General features: G+C 41.3%; 13 protein-coding genes. All 13 read right to left on the reverse strand.

The window, feature by feature from the left end; genetic code table 11:
* Nucleotides 1–76: 76 nt before the first annotated feature.
* The 13 genes from BROSI_RS07515 to BROSI_RS07575 all read right to left on the reverse strand — a co-directional run bounded on the left by BROSI_RS07515 (nt 77) and on the right by BROSI_RS07575 (nt 16,928).
* Entirely contained in the window at nt 77–1,291 is a 1,215-nt protein-coding gene (locus BROSI_RS07515) for a glycosyltransferase (RefSeq protein WP_052563126.1), read from the reverse strand.
* On the reverse strand, nt 1,278–2,429 hold the full coding sequence (locus BROSI_RS07520) for a radical SAM/SPASM domain-containing protein (protein WP_052563127.1): 1,152 nt from the start codon (nt 2,427–2,429) through the stop codon (nt 1,278–1,280). The genes BROSI_RS07515 and BROSI_RS07520 overlap by 14 nt, the downstream gene beginning before the upstream one ends.
* A gap of 9 nt (nt 2,430–2,438) precedes the next feature.
* Nucleotides 2,439–3,782, reverse strand: coding sequence for a protoporphyrinogen/coproporphyrinogen oxidase (locus BROSI_RS07525; RefSeq protein WP_052563128.1), 1,344 nt, complete (start codon nt 3,780–3,782; stop codon nt 2,439–2,441).
* Entirely contained in the window at nt 3,779–5,098 is a 1,320-nt protein-coding gene (locus tag BROSI_RS07530; protein WP_052563129.1) for a glycosyltransferase family 4 protein, read from the reverse strand. Before BROSI_RS07530 ends, BROSI_RS07525 begins: the two co-directional genes overlap by 4 nt.
* A 130-nt stretch (nt 5,099–5,228) precedes the next feature.
* A complete protein-coding gene (locus tag BROSI_RS07535) occupies nt 5,229–6,446 on the reverse strand; it encodes a glycosyltransferase family 4 protein (protein WP_052563130.1) in 1,218 nt (405 codons plus the stop codon).
* Nucleotides 6,447–6,448: 2 nt separating this feature from the next.
* Entirely contained in the window at nt 6,449–7,513 is a 1,065-nt protein-coding gene (locus tag BROSI_RS07540) for a GNAT family N-acetyltransferase (RefSeq protein ID WP_052563131.1), read from the reverse strand.
* Complete coding sequence (locus BROSI_RS07545) at nt 7,507–8,259, reverse strand: PIG-L deacetylase family protein (RefSeq protein WP_052563132.1); 753 nt, start codon at nt 8,257–8,259, stop codon at nt 7,507–7,509. Before BROSI_RS07545 ends, BROSI_RS07540 begins: the two co-directional genes overlap by 7 nt.
* A 47-nt stretch (nt 8,260–8,306) precedes the next feature.
* Nucleotides 8,307–9,977, reverse strand: a complete 1,671-nt coding sequence (locus BROSI_RS07550) for an alkaline phosphatase family protein (RefSeq protein WP_052563133.1) — start codon at nt 9,975–9,977, stop codon at nt 8,307–8,309.
* Nucleotides 9,964–11,472 (reverse strand): B12-binding domain-containing radical SAM protein, encoded by a 1,509-nt coding sequence (locus BROSI_RS07555; RefSeq protein WP_052563134.1) that lies wholly within the window; start codon nt 11,470–11,472, stop codon nt 9,964–9,966. The genes BROSI_RS07550 and BROSI_RS07555 overlap by 14 nt, the downstream gene beginning before the upstream one ends.
* 147 nt (nt 11,473–11,619) lie before the next feature.
* The gene (locus BROSI_RS07560; RefSeq protein ID WP_052563135.1) at nt 11,620–13,290 is read right to left on the reverse strand and encodes an alkaline phosphatase family protein; all 1,671 of its coding nucleotides are present in this window, start codon (nt 13,288–13,290) and stop codon (nt 11,620–11,622) included.
* Nucleotides 13,291–13,340: 50 nt separating this feature from the next.
* Entirely contained in the window at nt 13,341–14,801 is a 1,461-nt protein-coding gene (locus BROSI_RS07565) for a flippase (protein WP_052563136.1), read from the reverse strand.
* 195 nt (nt 14,802–14,996) lie between these two features.
* A complete protein-coding gene (locus tag BROSI_RS07570; protein WP_157842429.1) occupies nt 14,997–15,299 on the reverse strand; it encodes an acyl carrier protein in 303 nt (100 codons plus the stop codon).
* A gap of 174 nt (nt 15,300–15,473) precedes the next feature.
* Nucleotides 15,474–16,928: a B12-binding domain-containing radical SAM protein gene (locus BROSI_RS07575; RefSeq protein WP_052563138.1), complete on the reverse strand. Its 1,455-nt coding sequence runs from the start codon at nt 16,926–16,928 to the stop codon at nt 15,474–15,476.
* Nucleotides 16,929–16,945 lie beyond the last annotated feature (17 nt).

A 16,945-nucleotide genomic window follows, 5' to 3' on the forward strand; every position in this document is an offset into this window, starting at 1 on the left:
AATCCTTATAAATCGTAGGGATACGGAGCGCCGTGTCCCTTGTATGTATTATGTTTTGAACAGGGATTGGATAGGGCTATGCAGCGTTAAGGCCGTCTTTTGTTAGGCTGTGTTTTTTAAGGGTGTTGATAATAATCTCAGAAGCCTTTTCCAATCTGCCTTCCCATGTCCATCCCTGTGAGGCCTGAACATATTTCCGTACCAATTCTTCTTTTTTGCCATCCTCTAAAGCGGCTTCAATATTCTGGATAAATTCTCCAGAAGTACGGGAAAGGCGAATTATTTCCCGATAGTCTTCCAGCTCGGGAATCCATGAGGAAACTACCGGTTTACCGGCAGCCAGATATTCAAATGCCTTGGTTGGCTGGCATGCCTTTAAAAAATCTTCTCCCTGATAAGGAATCAGGCATACATCAAAACCCTTGATACAAGAAGGTAAAAGATTTTGTGGCTTAGTTCCCACAAAGAGAATGTTTTTTTGCTGTGTAATATAGGATGGAGGGTTCTCGACACATGGTCCAATAAAGACAAAATTCCACTGTGGTCTTGCGATTGCGGCCTCCCGTATCCATTCCCAATGCATCTTGGAGTTGACCATACCACCAACAAAACCGATAACTGGACTGGGAATATCTTCCAGTTCTGGTGCAATCTTACAGGCAGGGGATTGGGCTTGTTGAAAAAGTTCGCTGTCAACACCGGAAGGAAGATAATGGGTATTGGGATTTTGCCCTTTTCGGATTCGATAGAGATATTTGGATGTGGCAAACACGGCATCAGCCCTTTTTGCCAGTCTCTCCTCCATATCTGACAACCGGTTTCTCTTGTTGAAGTGATAACAAAAGAAAAAACCCACGTCGTCATTGCAATCATAACAAACCAATTTTTCACCAAACTCTCCCCGGGGATTGATGGCATAGGGATGATAGATCCATACGATTGGATTTGTAAAACCCAGACGTTTGGCTGTTTTTGCGATCGCAGATGTTAAGAAAGACTGATTCAGGCTGTCGACATTTTTATAGTGTCCGTACTGCAATAACAGCGGAGGCGGATAATAGACATACATGTTGTCGTTTACCTGGCGCACTCCGCGCAACCACAGAAATGTTTTTTTCAGGCGGTCTTTCCATAGTGAAGGGCGGATAATGAGGTTGCTATACGCCACGGGCGGATCCACAAACAAGACCCTGTTGTGCCTTGCCAACCGTGTCATCATCTGGTGCATTACGAGGGGGATCGAATCCCATACCAGCCACGAGATGCAGATAATGTTTTCATCGTTGATCATGTGAATCCCTTTTGAGAAATTTTTTGTAAAACCTTTTCCATAAAGAGGGTGTACCTCTGTGCACCATGCAGCATTTTTGACAAAGAGGAGGAAGGTTTTTGCGAAGGAGCCTTCGCATATTCATAGCCCGCTTGTTGTTCCAAATTTTACGAAAGGACATTTCTCTTACATTGCCCATTTTATATCCTGTAAACATGGCACAAGGTACGACATCACCGAATGGGGTGATCATAGCGGATAGCCATGGGGTATTACATCGAAGGACAGAGAATTTCCCTTTCAATAAATGATCTTTGTTTCCGCTGAGCAGTGCCTGGTCCAAATCACACTTGATTTCTGAGCCTCCCCTTTTCTTTATATTTTCTATGACAGACTCCAATTGGTCAATGTGCTCTTTCTGGAGCAAATACTCAGGGCTAATATCTGAAAAGGTATGAAAACCAATAATTTTTTCTCCCATTTCCTGATTCGTAAGTTTCACCGTATTATGATCTACAATGGAAAGATAATTGAAATTTATCCTTCGAACGGCAAGAGACTTTGCAAGATCTGTTATCGCGGGTAAGAAAAAAAAATTCTTTGAAGAAATTGTTGTGTTTATGAAGATCTCGGGAAAATCAGTGTTGTACTCCTTCTGCTTTTGCTTGATTAAACGTATTCCTTCAATGGCATGATCAAATGCTCCCTCAAACCCTCTGATCTCATCATGGAGTTCCTTATTAGCGCTATCGATCGAAATGCCAATGGAATCTATCCCGGAGATGACTATTTGTTTAGCCAAATCAGAGTTGATTAAATATCCATTTGAAATCGTAGAACAATACAGCCCTTTCGATTTACAATATTTGACAATGTCTAAAAAATCTTTCCTTAAAAATGGTTCTCCTCCGCAAAAGTATATGGATTTAATTCCTATAGTATAAAGTTCCTCAATAAGTCCTTCTATTTCGCATTTTGACAGGATATTATTGTCCTTTATTCGTGACGTTTTAAAATCTTTCGTCCACATCTGGCACATCACGCATCGGAAGATACATCTATAGTTAACCTCTATGGTGACCGATTCCGGAGGTGAAGCGTATCCCAGTCCTAAATTGTACGGAAGGTTTCTTTTTGTTGTCCTAATTAGCTTTACCATAGACAAAAGTCAGATTTTATAGAGGGTTTCTTCTTTGTTGAATACTATTCTGTTTACAACTTCCATCCCCTGCATTACCGAATGATCCATATTGCCAACCTCATATTTCCATCCCCCAAACCGCCCCCGGGAATAAATGTTCTGTTCTGAGAGAAAGGATTGAATATTCTTTATTGTAGTATCTCTCCCTACGAAAGGAACAGGAAAAGAGTGTGGCACATCAATGAGAAATGTTGAAACTATCAGCGACCTGTCTTCCTCCTTTAAGAGTTTTGAGTTGATCAATCCCTGGATAGTTTCCTCTACGATAGTTTCTTTTGACACGGTCTTAAACCTTGAGTAAGAGGTCTCAGCCAGAAAAGAAAAAAATTCCCCTGTTGGTGTCATATTGGGTGAATAATTGGAGAGATAGGTGATTCTGTAAAAAGGTGAATTATTTTCGGGGAAATAGATCCAGTTTTTATTGCTGGGGCAGGGTTTCCTGATGCCAATGCCTACCATGTAGCCTCCACTCCAGAGGAATTCCTCCACAGACCTTCCTAACCATTCGGGTTTGTCTTCTATTTTGCCCAAAAGCTCAGTGAGAGGTATTGTGGAGATTAATACGTCGTAAGAAGCCTTTTCTCCATCTTCAAAAATAACCTCTTTTCTGTCAGTGGCGATTCGTACGGCATTTTTGTTCAAATAAAGGTGATCTTGGGTATACGGTAAAAACTTATTGAACAAACCGCCAGTGCCCTCAAAAAGGGGATACCGGAATGTATTATTGGGCCCCCATTCACTGTCATCCCTCAGAGAGATAATATTTTTCAGAACCCTCTTGATATCGATAATGCTTACCCTTTCGGCTATCCAATTATAATCCATCCTGTTTAAAGGACATGCCCATACCTTGTTATTGTAGGGAACCATAAAGTGTCTGGCAATGCCTTCTCCAAAGAAATAGTAAATCCATTCCTCGAAGTTTTTGTAAGAACCTTTTCTCTGAAGGACATCAAAAAGTCCAGAAATGCATTCAAATACAAGCTCCTTATCCGGGTGCAAGTGAAAATTGTTCTGAAAAGGGTACTGAATAAAGCTATCCTTAAGCCATATCCAGCTCTCTCTCTTAAAAGTAAGCACATCATTGTGTAATAAATCATCTACTAACCGATTAAACCGGTCGTTGTTTGAAAAGAGGATATGTCCCCCGATATCCCAGGTAAAACCCTGTTTGTCCCTAAAACTGGCAGAAAGACCGCCGACATAATGGTTTTTTTCATAGATATTCCAGTTCTTATATCCGATTTCGTGGAGTCTGTAGGCGGCTCCAAGACCGGTAGGCCCGGCTCCTAAGATGACAATTTTTTTCATATTCTTCTCAGGATATTTATTTCCGCAGATTTACGATAAATATCTTCCATTTTGTGTGTAATGATTTCCCACGTATAATGATCAAGCATCTTCTTTTTTCCCCATTGTCCCATACGGTTACTGAGTTCCCAGTCCTGGAGCAGAAGTAATATTTTTTCCGCTATCTCTTCGGGGTCCGGATTTACCAGAAATCCTCCCTCTCCGTTATTGGTAAGTTCTATTAAAGGAGGTATCCTGGCCCCGATAACCGGTTTTTCAAACATCCATGCCTCGAGAAACGTCCCTCCCAGGCTCTCCTCCATTGACGGCATGCAGAAGACGTCGCATGCTTTCAATAAGGCGGTTTTTTGGCTTTCTGACACAAAACCCAGGACTTTTATTCTCCGGTCATTATACCGGTTGAATATCTTTTCTGAGTTACCCTCTTTTGGCCCAGCAAAGAAGAAATACGTGTCAGGCAGTTTCTTCCACACGAGGCGGGCTGCCATTAAAAGCTCTTCTATTCCTTTATATTCCACGTTGCGCCCAAGAAATAGCACCATTTTTTTATCTTTAAGATCATACTTTTGCCGAAAGTCTGATGTGGAATCATTGGCAACTAATGGCCCTACACCGACTTTATGTACTTTTTCGGCAGATATGCCATGATGGACAAAAAAATTCTTTTCAAAATCGGTCATAGCAATAAGAACATCTGCTGCGGAGGATACTTTGTACCAGAAATAATCTGTCCAGCCTCTCGGGCTGAGATGAAGTTGCGGGTTATACAGAAAGGACTTATTGCTGGCTCTGCTTTCTTTCATTTCTTTGAGCCAGTCTTTGTGATACAGGTGAAGTACAGGAGTATAAACAAAGGGTATCCCAAGCCTTCGTGCAGCCTTAAATGCTGCGTAGCCAAAGTAAGAGACGCCGCCGTGAATGCAGTGTAAAATATCAGAACCCTTTATCAGGCTGATTAATTTCTTCATATAAAAATTTGACAGCATTTCCATTGCCAACCTGATAACTATGTCAGGCAGTTTTGGGCTTTGTATTCTGACGAGAGGCAAGTTCATGAATTTTTCTATCAGACTTAATGGCAATCTGGTCACCTTTGCCCTGTTATCATTGTATTCAGTTGCTTGTGCGGAAGCATTCAGTATACATGCCACCCAGAGTTCGTGGGAAAGCTTATCCTTCTGATTATCAATTAAGGTTATAACCTGTATGTCATGCCTTTCGGATAGCCTCTTTACAAGTTCATGGGTGTGCAGTTCACACCCGCCTATTGCAGGCCAGTATACCGGTAACACATACGTAATTTTTAAGGAACCCATATTGTCCAAGGAATTTCAATCTTGTATGATTCCCCTCTAGAAAGAGGGGATACAGGGGTGTGTAAATCGGCCATAACACCCCCGCCCCCTCTTTTTAGAGGGGAGCTTAAAAGTCGCTGCTAAAGGCAGCCTAATTTAATATCTTCATTTTGCTCTTAATTGCTTCCTCATAAACCGTGAGGAGCCTTATAACGTGTATCTCTTTGCGGTAGAGTTCGTTTACCCGTTGCTGTCCTTTAAATCCCATCTTCTTTGCCAGGGAAGGGTCTTCCAGCAATTGAAAAATCCTATCGGACAATTCTCTCACATCGCCCCTCCGAACAAGAAAACCCGTTTCGTTATGGATAAGCCACTCCCTTATCCCCCCCGAGTCAAAGGCAACCACGGGTTTCCCAAAAGACATGGCCTCAATTCCCACAAGACCAAATGATTCGGGAACTATTGACGGTATAACAACCACCGTGCAGGCTGCATAGTGTTTATTCAATTCCTCTTTTGATAAATTACCGGGGAAATGAATCCGATCATTCAGTCCCAGTTTATGAACAAGGGTAGTTGCCTCTTCCCGCATGTAGCCTTCTCCAATAATCTCTGCCATCCAATTCCGTTCTTTTAAAAGGCTAAGACATTCTATAAAGTGCAGAATACCTTTAATCCTGTAAAATTTTCCAACAAAGAGGATCTTTTTGCTCTTGCTATCTTTTGTCTCTTTTTCTTGAATTGGGGCTTTATTGACATAGTGCGGTATTACTGTAACGTTGTCTTTCTGAAAACCGTTCCTGACTAGTTGTTCTTTCATATAAGAACTGGGAACTATTATTTTATCGATACTTTTTGAAATCCTGAGTTCATAAAGCATCAGGAAGAACTTATAAAGATTCCAGAAAGGACTCCTCTTCTCAGGATAAAAGGGATAACAGCCGTTTTTAAAACATTTCAATCCCATTGGATAATTACAGATTTTGCCGGAGTCTGGTATCACCTTCCATTTGAACCCGGGACAAATAAGGCGGACGTCATGAACAGTTTTGACAACAGGCTTTGCTCTCAGGAGATATTTTAAGATGAACGGACTGAGAAAAAATTGGGTATTATGGAGATGTACAATATCAGGATTTTCCTTTTTCAGTATTTCTTTCAGTAAACCCTGTGTCTTTAGACTGCTTCTTAACCCATAAGAGCATTTTATAAAATATTCCTTCCTTCCCGGAACATGTATTGTCTCTTTCTCGGAAGAAATGATGATAATTTCATGGCCCATTTCCTCGAGAGCTTTACAAATAGTAAACAGATATTGTTCTGTTCCGCCAAAGTCGCCATAGTACTCATTGATGTGCGCGATCTTCAACCTTAAAACCCATCCGTATCACCATAGGTGAGATGCCAGTTTTTCTGATTCAGGAGATATTCCGTATCAACCTCGCTTGCCAGGGGTGTAACAACTACCCGGATAGGTCTGATCTCCTGGTGTTCCCTGAATCCTATCCTTTTGAGGTACATACTCAGTGGATCCTGCCTCAAAAGACCGCACAAGACATAATCAACACCTTGCTTAAGAAAAAATTTCAAGCAACCTGCCACAAGAGGGGCTATTTTATCATTACGAGAGAAGATATCCATTATATAGCCTACCCTTACATCCTTGTAATTCTCTATCTTGGCGACTGCATATCCAGTTACCTCTTCTCCATTTTCTCCTATAAAAATCCGGTATTGTTTGTCCCTGTATCTCCAGTTTAAATACGACATGTTTCTTACGGTCATAATTTTGTATCTCTCTTTGATACTGTTCCAGAATGTGTTTATTCTCTCATCAAATGCATCAACTGCTTTCACAACAGCGCCTTTATCCAACCCTCTCATAAAAATCTCGAAGCGGTAAAATGCTTTACTGAAATGGTGAAAGAGATTTATTGTCCAGTCAGGACACCATGCAATGTTTCTTTTCAATGCGTTCTTCAGACTCAATCTTTTAAACAATTGAACCATCTCTCCCAGGTCTTTGTATCCGAGAAATCTCTTCCCAACCATGTATGCCGCTTCATTGGGAAAACCAAAGCCAAACAAGGCTATTCCATTAAGGTACTTGGCATGGCGGTCGTAAAGTTTGCCGATAAGATTTATACCGACTTTTGCTGAGGGGTCTATCATCGTATCTACCGGTTGTGCTGACTTAACCATGCGGTTGCCATACACTATCTCCGTTGCCAGGCTGGCATACTGACCGATTATCATGCCATTTTTCTCAGCAACAACGATCCAGCCTTCCGGGTCTTTACTGGCTGGATTATCACGGAACTTCCAATTCCATTCCTCAAGGGTCCTCGATTTATGAAATACATTGTTAAATAGGTTATTGATGGCTTTCTCGTCTCCTTGTCTGTATGGCCTGATCGTTACCGATGTATCTACCATCCTATTGCCACTCCAAGTCTTCGGTATTCATTCGATGGGCAGGCGATAAATATTTCAGCATATCCATCCCTCCCCTTCATCGCCGAATGGTATCTCGATATTCCCTTAACAGCTTCAGTAAAGTCAACGACTTCAAGTTGTGATTTATGTTCTTGCAAAGCCAGGATTTTTGTGTGTAAACAGGTGGTTATGTCTGAAACTATATTAAAGGCGGGCAGCGGTGTCCATATTCCGTAAGAATAGCACATGCAGGAAGCAACCGAGTTTGATATTGAAAAGAATATCTGACTGGTTGCAATATGGTCGTGATGGTTATCGAGAAAAAACGGAAGGAAGACCGCCTCCGGCTTAAGGTTTCTGAGTATTTCAGAAAGCTCTTTGGTAGTCCCGGGAGAAATGCGGAGCTCGGAGTCTCTGTTATCGAGGAATAGAAGTCTATCAATACCAATAATCACCCCTGCTCTCCTTGCCTCTTCTTTTCTTATAGATACCAATTCATCTTCCCTGTGCCTGATATTTCCTTTCCTGCCATCGGTCATGTATACCACGGTGATCTCAGCGCCCATCTGGTGATACCGATGGAGGGTTCCCCCGCATCCGATAATGTCATCGTCAGGATGAGGAGAAAGCACAAGGACTCTCTTTTCTTTCAAGCCATCGACTTTCGGCATTCTCAGGTAGGGAAAGATATCTATGAATTGGCGTATCCTCGCGGGGAGGAGGTTTTTATAGATGAATCTGAGCATTTTCTCGTCTATTTCTAAGGTTCAAAATCAAAAAATTCAACAGTAGCTTACCCTATATACCCGAGATCTCGTAAGGATTCTTTGATCTTTTCTGATTCTTCGCCGGAGTAAATACCTTTATCATGGCTTGGACTTGTTTCTGAGGTTGAGGAATATTGTATTGGATATTCATTGATAAATTTCCTCTCGAAGGCATCTATTAATACTTTCCCATCCATATCGTCCGGAACTGGAAGACCTGTTGCATAGAGGATAGTAGGAGCCACATCAATAATCTTACATCCTTCCAAAGTTACATTCTTTTTTATACCATCTCCTTTTATTATGAATATACCATTCATGCGATGGGTTGCAGAATTCCTGTCGTCTGTCCTGAAAAGTTTCTTGTAATGGATCTCCCTGTGAGAAAGATATGTACCACCTCTCATCACAAAACTTAGGTCTGGAGCATGGTTTATATAAGGTCCATGGTATATTTCTTCCTTTTTATATATTTTATCAAAAACCTTTTGACCTGTTTCTGGATCTACAATCTGATACATTTTGTCTCTTATGAAATCTCTAATTTCTTCATATTCAGAACCGGGTTCAACAATACCCATAGGCTCTCTTCCTTTCAGGTTTATATACAATCCTTGTTCTGTATAATTGGCTGCATATGCCTTGGTTCTTGTCCAGTCAATAAAGTAAGAAAGCTTCAGTCCATCCCGCGGGTCAACCAGATCTTTCAAAACACGATACGAATTCATGGGAATCGTCCATTCTATTCCGGGATGCTTCAATTTTTTCAGTACTTTGTAAACGATGTGCGGAAGTTTAAACCGCAAAAAGGGGAAAAATCCTCTTTTTAAGCGCAGCAAACCCTCTTTCATAAGCCACTTATTCAGGTAGAATGCCTTATGCTCCGGCCCCATACCATGATCCGAAACAACAACCACCTTTGTTGAATCGTTGAGCCTATCAAGAATCTTGCCGATAGAGGTATCGATTTTTTTGTAAAAATCCGGAATCACAGAAGCATATTTCTTTGCCTTATCGGGATCATATCGTGGGTGTGTTTTATCAGAATATTTCCAGAAACGATGTTGAATAAGATCTATAGAACTAAACACAACCATAAAGAAGTCCCAGGAATACTCGTCCATAAGATAGAAGAGGACTTCTTCTCTTTTCTTATGTATCCGATCCCACTGAGCAATATAATTATCTAACTCATGTGAATAGACCCCCATCAGATTGCCATAAGCTACATGGTATTCCCCAAATTTCTCTTTAATCTTTTTGATAAGTTCTGGTGGGTGGGTAAATCCACAATTTACATCAAGACCAAACTGTAATCCGGGTATAATAAATCCATTTACTTTTTCAGGAGGATAAGTAATGGGAACATTTATAACACCGATTTTTTTATTCGCTTCAGACAATAAAGACCAGATTGTCCTGGCTTTTATATAACCTGAATGTAAAACAGGTCTCTCGTAGCCAAAGAAAGGGGATGCGTAAAAGTCAAATACTCCATGTTTACCCGGGTTCTTTCCTGTCATAAAAGATACCCATGCCGGTGGAGTTACCGGAGGAATTGTAGACTCTAATGCCCCGGAACACCCCTCTTTCACCAGTCTTGTGAAATTAGGAAGATGCCCCTCTTTTGCAAGAGGTGTTATAACATCAAATGTTCCGGAATCAATTCCTATTACAAAAATCTTATCTTTTTTCATTTTGCGGCTCAATTCTTATTTCCTGTATCTTATCAACAGGGTGTGTGCGCCAGAGTGATTTTGGCGGAATTTTAGGGACCATCTTAATGCCTCTTTTTGTGAACTTTATTCCGTAATGTATTTCGATTTTATCCCGTACTGTTCTTACAAAAACAGAAAACCTGTTCATGGTATAATAGAAAATTTTCCTGTGCAATCTGACAAGCCTTTGCAGGCTATGGTACTGTTCATAATACGGAGCCGGTAAATCCGATAACCAATACCTGTCATCGATAAAACCTTCACCTTTGGCCTTTGCATATTGTGCAGTTCCGGGAAAGATCATTAATATCTGATTTACGATAACATCGGGTTTTATCACCCGCAAAATCTTCATTGTTTCGTTAATAGACCTGTCGTTCTCCCCGGGGTTTCCGACCATAATAAAAGCGCCAGTGGCTATGCCAGCCTTTTTTGTCAATTCAAATGCTTTTATGATCTTTTCTGTATCGGTTTTTTTTGAAACATTTTTCATTACTTCCTGAGATGCCGATTCAACGCCGTACATAATAAATTTACAACCCGCTTCCGCCGCCTTCCTCAGCATTTCTTCGGAAACATATCTCACCCCTGTTTCGAATCCCCAAAGTATATCTAACTTTCTCCTTAGTATTTCTTCAGATATAGCAATAACCCTCTTCTGATCCACAGAAAAAATATCATCAACAAAATCGATAATCTTGCAATTATATTTATTTACGAGCATTTCTATCTCATCCACGACGTTTATAGCTGTCCTGTCCCTCCACTTCTGTCCCGACATTGCTGATACCGAGCAAAAGGAGCAGTTCCACGGACAACCTCTTGAAGTTATAATTGCAGCGCTTTTGTAGCTGGCATAGTGCTGGTAACCCAGGACACTAGCAACCTTTGTGTGAAGTTCCCAGCCCGCATACATGTCCAGGTCAAAGAAGTGATAGGCGGGAAAAGGAATTGTATCAAGATCTTTGATTAATTCCTGATTTTTTGTTTTCACAACGTTGCCATCTCTTTGAAAGGCGATGCCTTTTACATTCTCAATATCTTCGCCTGCCTCCCATGCCCTGACCAGGTGCAGAAAGGGATTCTCGCCCTCACCCAATACTACTGCATCTACAGGAAAGTGATTTAACAACTGCTCATGCATCAGTGTTGCATGTGTTCCTCCCAGAACAATCCTGATCTCTTTATTAAGAGATTTTACCATGCTCATAAGTCTGTAAATGCTCGCTCTTTGGTCTGTCAGGCATGATATTCCCACGATATCAGGAGCATAGTCCTTCAGTATCTTCCCGAAATTGTCCCATGACATTTGATAGGCATCAACCGCTTTGACCTCGTAACCCGCTTTTTCTAACACCGAAGCGATATATCCAATGCCAATAGGCATGGTGTACGTCTCTATCGGTTTTTCTTCGAGTATCCTTCTATATTTTCCATGATCAAAGACGGGTGGATTTACTAACAATGTCCTCATATTCTTCTTCTCTCCGTTTCCAAAAATAGAGTAATCACCTTGATGCTTTCGGTGCACCCTTTCGCTGCAAACACCTGAAATATTTTTATGGTTTAAGGGTGTTGCTGCAGAGTTACGACGAGTGAGTTGGGCAAAATAGGACTTTCATCAGAAATACCCAAGATCTCGCAAAGATCTTCTGATTTTTTCTGACTCCTCTTCATCAAAAACTCCTTCTCCCCTTTTTATCTTGATCTCAGCGGCTGGACTATGGGTGACAGGATTGTTTCCTAAATATTCTTGTGTAAATACTTCATTGAGTACCCTCCCATCCATGTCTTCAGGAACAGGTACTCCCAAGCAGTAAAGGATTGTAGGTGCGATATCGATAATATCGGCGGTATTTACCGTATAATTTGTTTTAATGCCCTTCCCTTTCATGATAAAAATACCCTCCATCCTGTGTGTGCCGGAGCTTTTATTTGGCAAGCCGAAAAGTCCTGTGTGATATAATTCTTTTTGCATGAGATATTCAATGCCTTTTATTTTTATAAATATGTCAGGGGCTTCATCAACAAAAGGACCGTAGTATACGTCTTCTTTTTTGCAGATCTCAATGTCTAAAGGCTCTCCATTCGACGGATCTTTGATCTCCTTCAATTTTTTTATGATGGAGTCCCTGACTGCCTCATACTCTTTGCCTCTTTCAACTATTCCTAATGGCTCCCTGCCCTTCAGGTTAATGTAGATGCCCTGTTCTAACTGACTTCCGGAGTATGCCGTGGTCTTTTTCCAGTTAACAAAGAACGGAATATTAAACCCTTCTCTCGGATCAATGACTTTTCCAAGGGTCTTGAGTTTATCCAAAGGAACCGTCCATGCCACGCCACGAAATCCAAGCCTTCTTAAAACCTTATAAAAGATATGGGGGAACCTTATCCGCCGTAAGGGGGAGAACATCTTCCGAAAGGCGAGAAATCCCTGATCGTGCAACCAATTATTCACGTAAAATGCGCCTTTTTCCGGACCAGCCCCGTGATCTGAAACGACAATTACGGTGGTATCATCGCCAATTTTTTTTAATATTTCACCAATGGCTGCGTCTATCATTTCATAAAATTCAGGAATAATATTTTCATATTTTTTCGATACGGCAGGATCGTATTGGGGGTGTTTTTTATCAAAAAATCTCCAGAAATGGTGCTGTATGACGTCGATACTATAGAATACCGGCATAAATACATCCCACTCCTTCTGTTCCAGAAGATAGAGGATCGCCTGTTTCCTTATCTCGAATATCTGTCTCCACTCCTCGATGAATCTGTCCAGGTTGTTTGTATAAAGACTTTCAAGGTCTGCATACAAGACGCGATAATTGCCAAATCGTTCTCGTATCTCCTGCATGATCTCCGGGGGATAGGCAAAGTTTCCACTCCCTTCGTCAAAAGATTGCTGCATTCCTGGAATTAAGAAACCATTTACCGTCTCAGGCGGGTAAGTCATCGGCAGGTTGATAACTCCAATCCTTAGTCCAATGTCAGAGAGTATTCTCCAAATGGTCTTTGCCTTGATGTATTTTGAATTCAACGCAGGTCTTATATAGCCATAGGAAGGAGAAACATAAAAATTAAAAACCCCATGTTTACCAGGGTTTTTTCCTGTCATAAAAGAAACCCATGCAGAAGGTGTCGCAGGCGGGATAGTCGATCTTAACGGTCCCGACGCTCCGCCTTCCATCATCCGGGATAAGTTTGGCAACTTACCCTCTTTCAACATGGGGTTTATGATATCGAATGTGGCGCTATCGATACCTAGTATTACTAACTTTCCATTATGCATTTGTGTTCAGACCTCAATCGATACAATGAAGATTTTCCTCTGTTTTCCATCTATTTTGCACCGCACCTTTTCCTTAGGCCGTAACTGACCGAAACAATCCGCTGACGGATACCTTTAAAGGAAATGATGTAAAGGGAATATAATACCAAAGTAAGAATCAAAAGTCCAACATTGCTTAAAGGACTACGGTCAACTAATACCAGTATGACAAATAGGATTCCTGCTGGCCACAAGATCTTCAATAAGGAGCCTTGCGTCTCTAATCTCTTTATGCCCCAAATGCTCTTCAGCAAATAACTCCTTAAAAGGGTTTCAAACACTTTTGTTGCGAGAAAGGCTATTGCCGCGCCAACAAAGCTGTAGTACATGATCAGTGGCACGGCGAGGATGATGTTTATGCCGAACTCCAGCATTGCCCAGGGAATAAACTTCTTTATCTCCCGTGAGGCCGAAAGGGTCACGCTTACAGGGGAGTTAAAGACCTGCAATGCATAAGCCCAGCCGAGAATTGTCAGTGCAGAGGTTGACGGGAGATATTCTTTGCCAAAGATAAGGGTGATAATTTCTTCAGGAAAGAATGTGGTAGCAATGATCAAAGGAACTATGATTAACACGAGGAGTGATTTTGTTGACTCTGCGATAATGTTGCTCACAATGCCAGGATTTTCTGCATGGGAAGAGACGGTCGGGATGGCTGCCTGCCTGAAACTTTCAGGAAGCATCAGGGCGCTCTTACATACAGAAGCGGGGGGATTGTAGTATCCCATTGCTGCTTCTTTTGAAAAGGGTCCCGGGAGTTTGGAAAGAAGGAGGATGTTCATATTATTCGTGGCCTGCTGGAGAAATGAAAGAAGTGCAAAGGGCATGGATTGCAACAGCAAATCTTTCCAAACAGACAGATTAAAGGCAAATCTATATTTAAGGAATCTCTTCCATACCCAGATGCCGGTAATCACTGCGCCTACTATATTTCCGAAAAAAGAAACCAAAACAATACCTTTTAAGCCATAACCAAAATAGAGAATAAGGATATTGGACATATTACTGAAAAGGGATAAGAGAATAGAGGTAACTGCAGGCATCTTAAACCTCTCAAAGGCCATATACAAAATACCAAAAGAGTTTGAAAATGCAGAAAATATGGCAGAGAGTCCTGTTATATAAATAAGGAATTTAACATCTCCGCTGTATCCCAGTATGTTTATTACGAGCACAAGAACAGGATAGAGCAGTATAAAAATGCATACCCTGAGGGAAAGGGTGTGGTTAAACAGTACTTCCGCGTTTGTTCTGTCTCTGGATATTTCTCTTACAGCCATTGGGAAGATACCGAAGTTGCCAAAAGAGGAAAATAGCAACAGCACGGTACCGATAAAGGCATATAAGCCAAAATCCTGCAGTCCAAGAACTCTTGCAGCATAAGCGATGAAAAAGAAGGAAAAAAGTTTATTCGCTATCCCGGAGAGAAAGACAAATCCCGTATTTTTAATGAGTCTGTTACCGATTCCCAAAGGTATTCTCCCAAGTTAAATGGGTAGGGCGGGCATCGCCCACCAGAAGACCGCTCACGTGTCAGCGTTGCTTTGTTTTTCGGTGGGCGGTGCCCACCCTACATGAGGACACGGACAAACGTTATTTGTCCGTGCTACCCAGAAAAACCGCGTAATAAAATGTAAATCTCTATATTGATCGCAGAGAAAAGCAATTTATAGTGTATTGAGATGCGTATATAAAAATTCTACCACATCTGACACCCGCAGATCGTCAACGTTGCGGTCATCGGACAGAAAGAGCGTCTGGAAAGGCAAGCCCTGCCTCTGAAAGTGCTTTTCTATGGCGATGACAAGCTGAACTATCTGAATAGATGTTAATGCAAGATCTGCTACAAGGCGTGTCTCCTTTCCAACGGTACCGAAAAGACCATTTTCCCAGTCGCAAGACATTTCTTCTATAATTTTGATGAGATCGCTTAGAATTGTGTCCCGATCAAAACAATGGTTATTTTTCATCTTAAATTTCTCCGGACGGAACTTAATAATTGTCTGAATAAAAAACAGGGTATCACTACCAGCATAGCCTGCGGTTTGATTAGTCAGAAAACGGCAAGGTTGACCCACTGTTTCTCCTGAAATAGAGCTGCTGTCTTTTTATAATCTTCCTTCTTGTGCCGCCTGCCTAACAAGTTATTTAGCGATGCGTAAAAGAAAATTTGGAGGCAAAACCGATGCAATTTTCCGGGCCGGGCGGCTTCCCAAAACACGCAAGACAAATTTTGGGATATATCGTCTTATTCGTGGTCGTCGATTCAGTACCTGAGCAGCAAACAAAACTAGAGCAGTCTCGTAATTCTTCTGATATTGAATTTTACTTCTCGGTCCGAAAAACCGGATCATCTTTTCAAAAGATGAGTCAACAATACCATCCTTGACTGCCCTTTCATAGATCGGGCTGCCCGGGAAAAAAACCAGGAAAAAAACATTAATTTTCACCCACTCTGAAAGAAGAGAAATCATGTATTTATAGGTTTGAATGATATCGTCTTTCGTTTCATACGGATTATCAATAATAAAATCGACCAAAACAGTCACGTTATACATTTTGCAATATGGCAGGAGTTGCTGAATAACTTCCTTTGTTTTTGCCACTTTAATATTTCGGTTGAACACCTCATCAATTACCCGCTGACTTCCTGTTTGCACACCCATCTGAATAATTTTTAAACCCGTATCTAAAAGTATTTCCAGCTTTTCCTTGCGAAAGGTATTTGCGCTCACGCAAAATCCGAATGGGAGTCCTATCTTCTCTTTATATTGTTTGGCGAAATCCTCTAACTGTTTTTTGTCTCTCAGGAGAAAATCATCGTCACCAAAAAACACACGCTGAAAAAAACCAAGACGCCTGATTGTATATTCCAATTCTTTCAGTACCCGAGTGACACTGAGAAACCGTATGGGAATATGGCCATACAAACTAATATGCCTGACATTAGCGCAATACGTACACCGGTAAGGACAACCCCTGGATGTTATAATAATGTAGGTTGGAATTTTAAATGGGTAGGTTGTACAATTTTTCCTGAAATCTTCCAGGGTCATTTGGGAGACATCATGGTCAAATAAAAATTGATTATCTAAATCATAGTCATAGTAGGGAAGGCTGTCCAGATCGTGTAACGGCGGCAATACATCATTTTTCCTATATGAACCATTTACATGAAAAGCCATATTCGGTGTATTGAAATAATCAGCGCCGCTTTCCATCTTGTTTACGAAATCGACTATAGCCACATCACCCTCGGCAAAACAGGCACCATCGGCGTAACGGAGACTGATTTCTGGCGCAGAAATGCAGTGAGGGCCGCCCCAAATTACTTTCATGCCGGGATATTTTTTATGAACAAATTCTGTAATTTGTACGGCCTTCATGACATGACTCGTATAAACTGCGATCATAACCAGATCGCAGTCTTTCAATATCTCGTGCAACCGGTCAATCTCATGTGGTTCATAGGCAAAATTTTCACGTGTAGCAAGTAAAATATTCCTTACCGAATGGCCGGCCCGTTTCAACAAAGACGAAATTAAGCGTGAGCCATCGCAAGATATTACACCGGTAGTATTAAAAAGTGCGATTCTCATACATGTACCCCTTACGG

Origin of the sequence: Candidatus Brocadia sinica JPN1 (assembly GCF_000949635.1) — a bacterium.
GTDB lineage: Bacteria > Planctomycetota > Brocadiia > Brocadiales > Brocadiaceae > Brocadia > Brocadia sinica.

Bases quoted from the DNA above. Each gene is read 5' to 3' on its own strand.
- BROSI_RS07515 (WP_052563126.1), bottom strand. From the start codon at position 1,291: ATGATCAACGATGAAAACATTATCTGCATCTCGTGGCTGGTATGGGAT.
- BROSI_RS07550 (WP_052563133.1), bottom strand. From the start codon at position 9,977: ATGAAAAAAGATAAGATTTTTGTAATAGGAATTGATTCCGGAACATTT.
- BROSI_RS07575 (WP_052563138.1), bottom strand. From the start codon at position 16,928: ATGAGAATCGCACTTTTTAATACTACCGGTGTAATATCTTGCGATGGC.
- BROSI_RS07520 (WP_052563127.1), bottom strand. From the start codon at position 2,429: ATGGTAAAGCTAATTAGGACAACAAAAAGAAACCTTCCGTACAATTTA.
- BROSI_RS07570 (WP_157842429.1), bottom strand. From the start codon at position 15,299: ATGAAAAATAACCATTGTTTTGATCGGGACACAATTCTAAGCGATCTC.
- BROSI_RS07555 (WP_052563134.1), bottom strand. From the start codon at position 11,472: ATGAGGACATTGTTAGTAAATCCACCCGTCTTTGATCATGGAAAATAT.
- BROSI_RS07545 (WP_052563132.1), bottom strand. From the start codon at position 8,259: ATGCTCAGATTCATCTATAAAAACCTCCTCCCCGCGAGGATACGCCAA.
- BROSI_RS07530 (WP_052563129.1), bottom strand. From the start codon at position 5,098: ATGGGTTCCTTAAAAATTACGTATGTGTTACCGGTATACTGGCCTGCA.
- BROSI_RS07560 (WP_052563135.1), bottom strand. From the start codon at position 13,290: ATGCATAATGGAAAGTTAGTAATACTAGGTATCGATAGCGCCACATTC.
- BROSI_RS07540 (WP_052563131.1), bottom strand. From the start codon at position 7,513: ATGGTAGATACATCGGTAACGATCAGGCCATACAGACAAGGAGACGAG.
- BROSI_RS07525 (WP_052563128.1), bottom strand. From the start codon at position 3,782: ATGAAAAAAATTGTCATCTTAGGAGCCGGGCCTACCGGTCTTGGAGCC.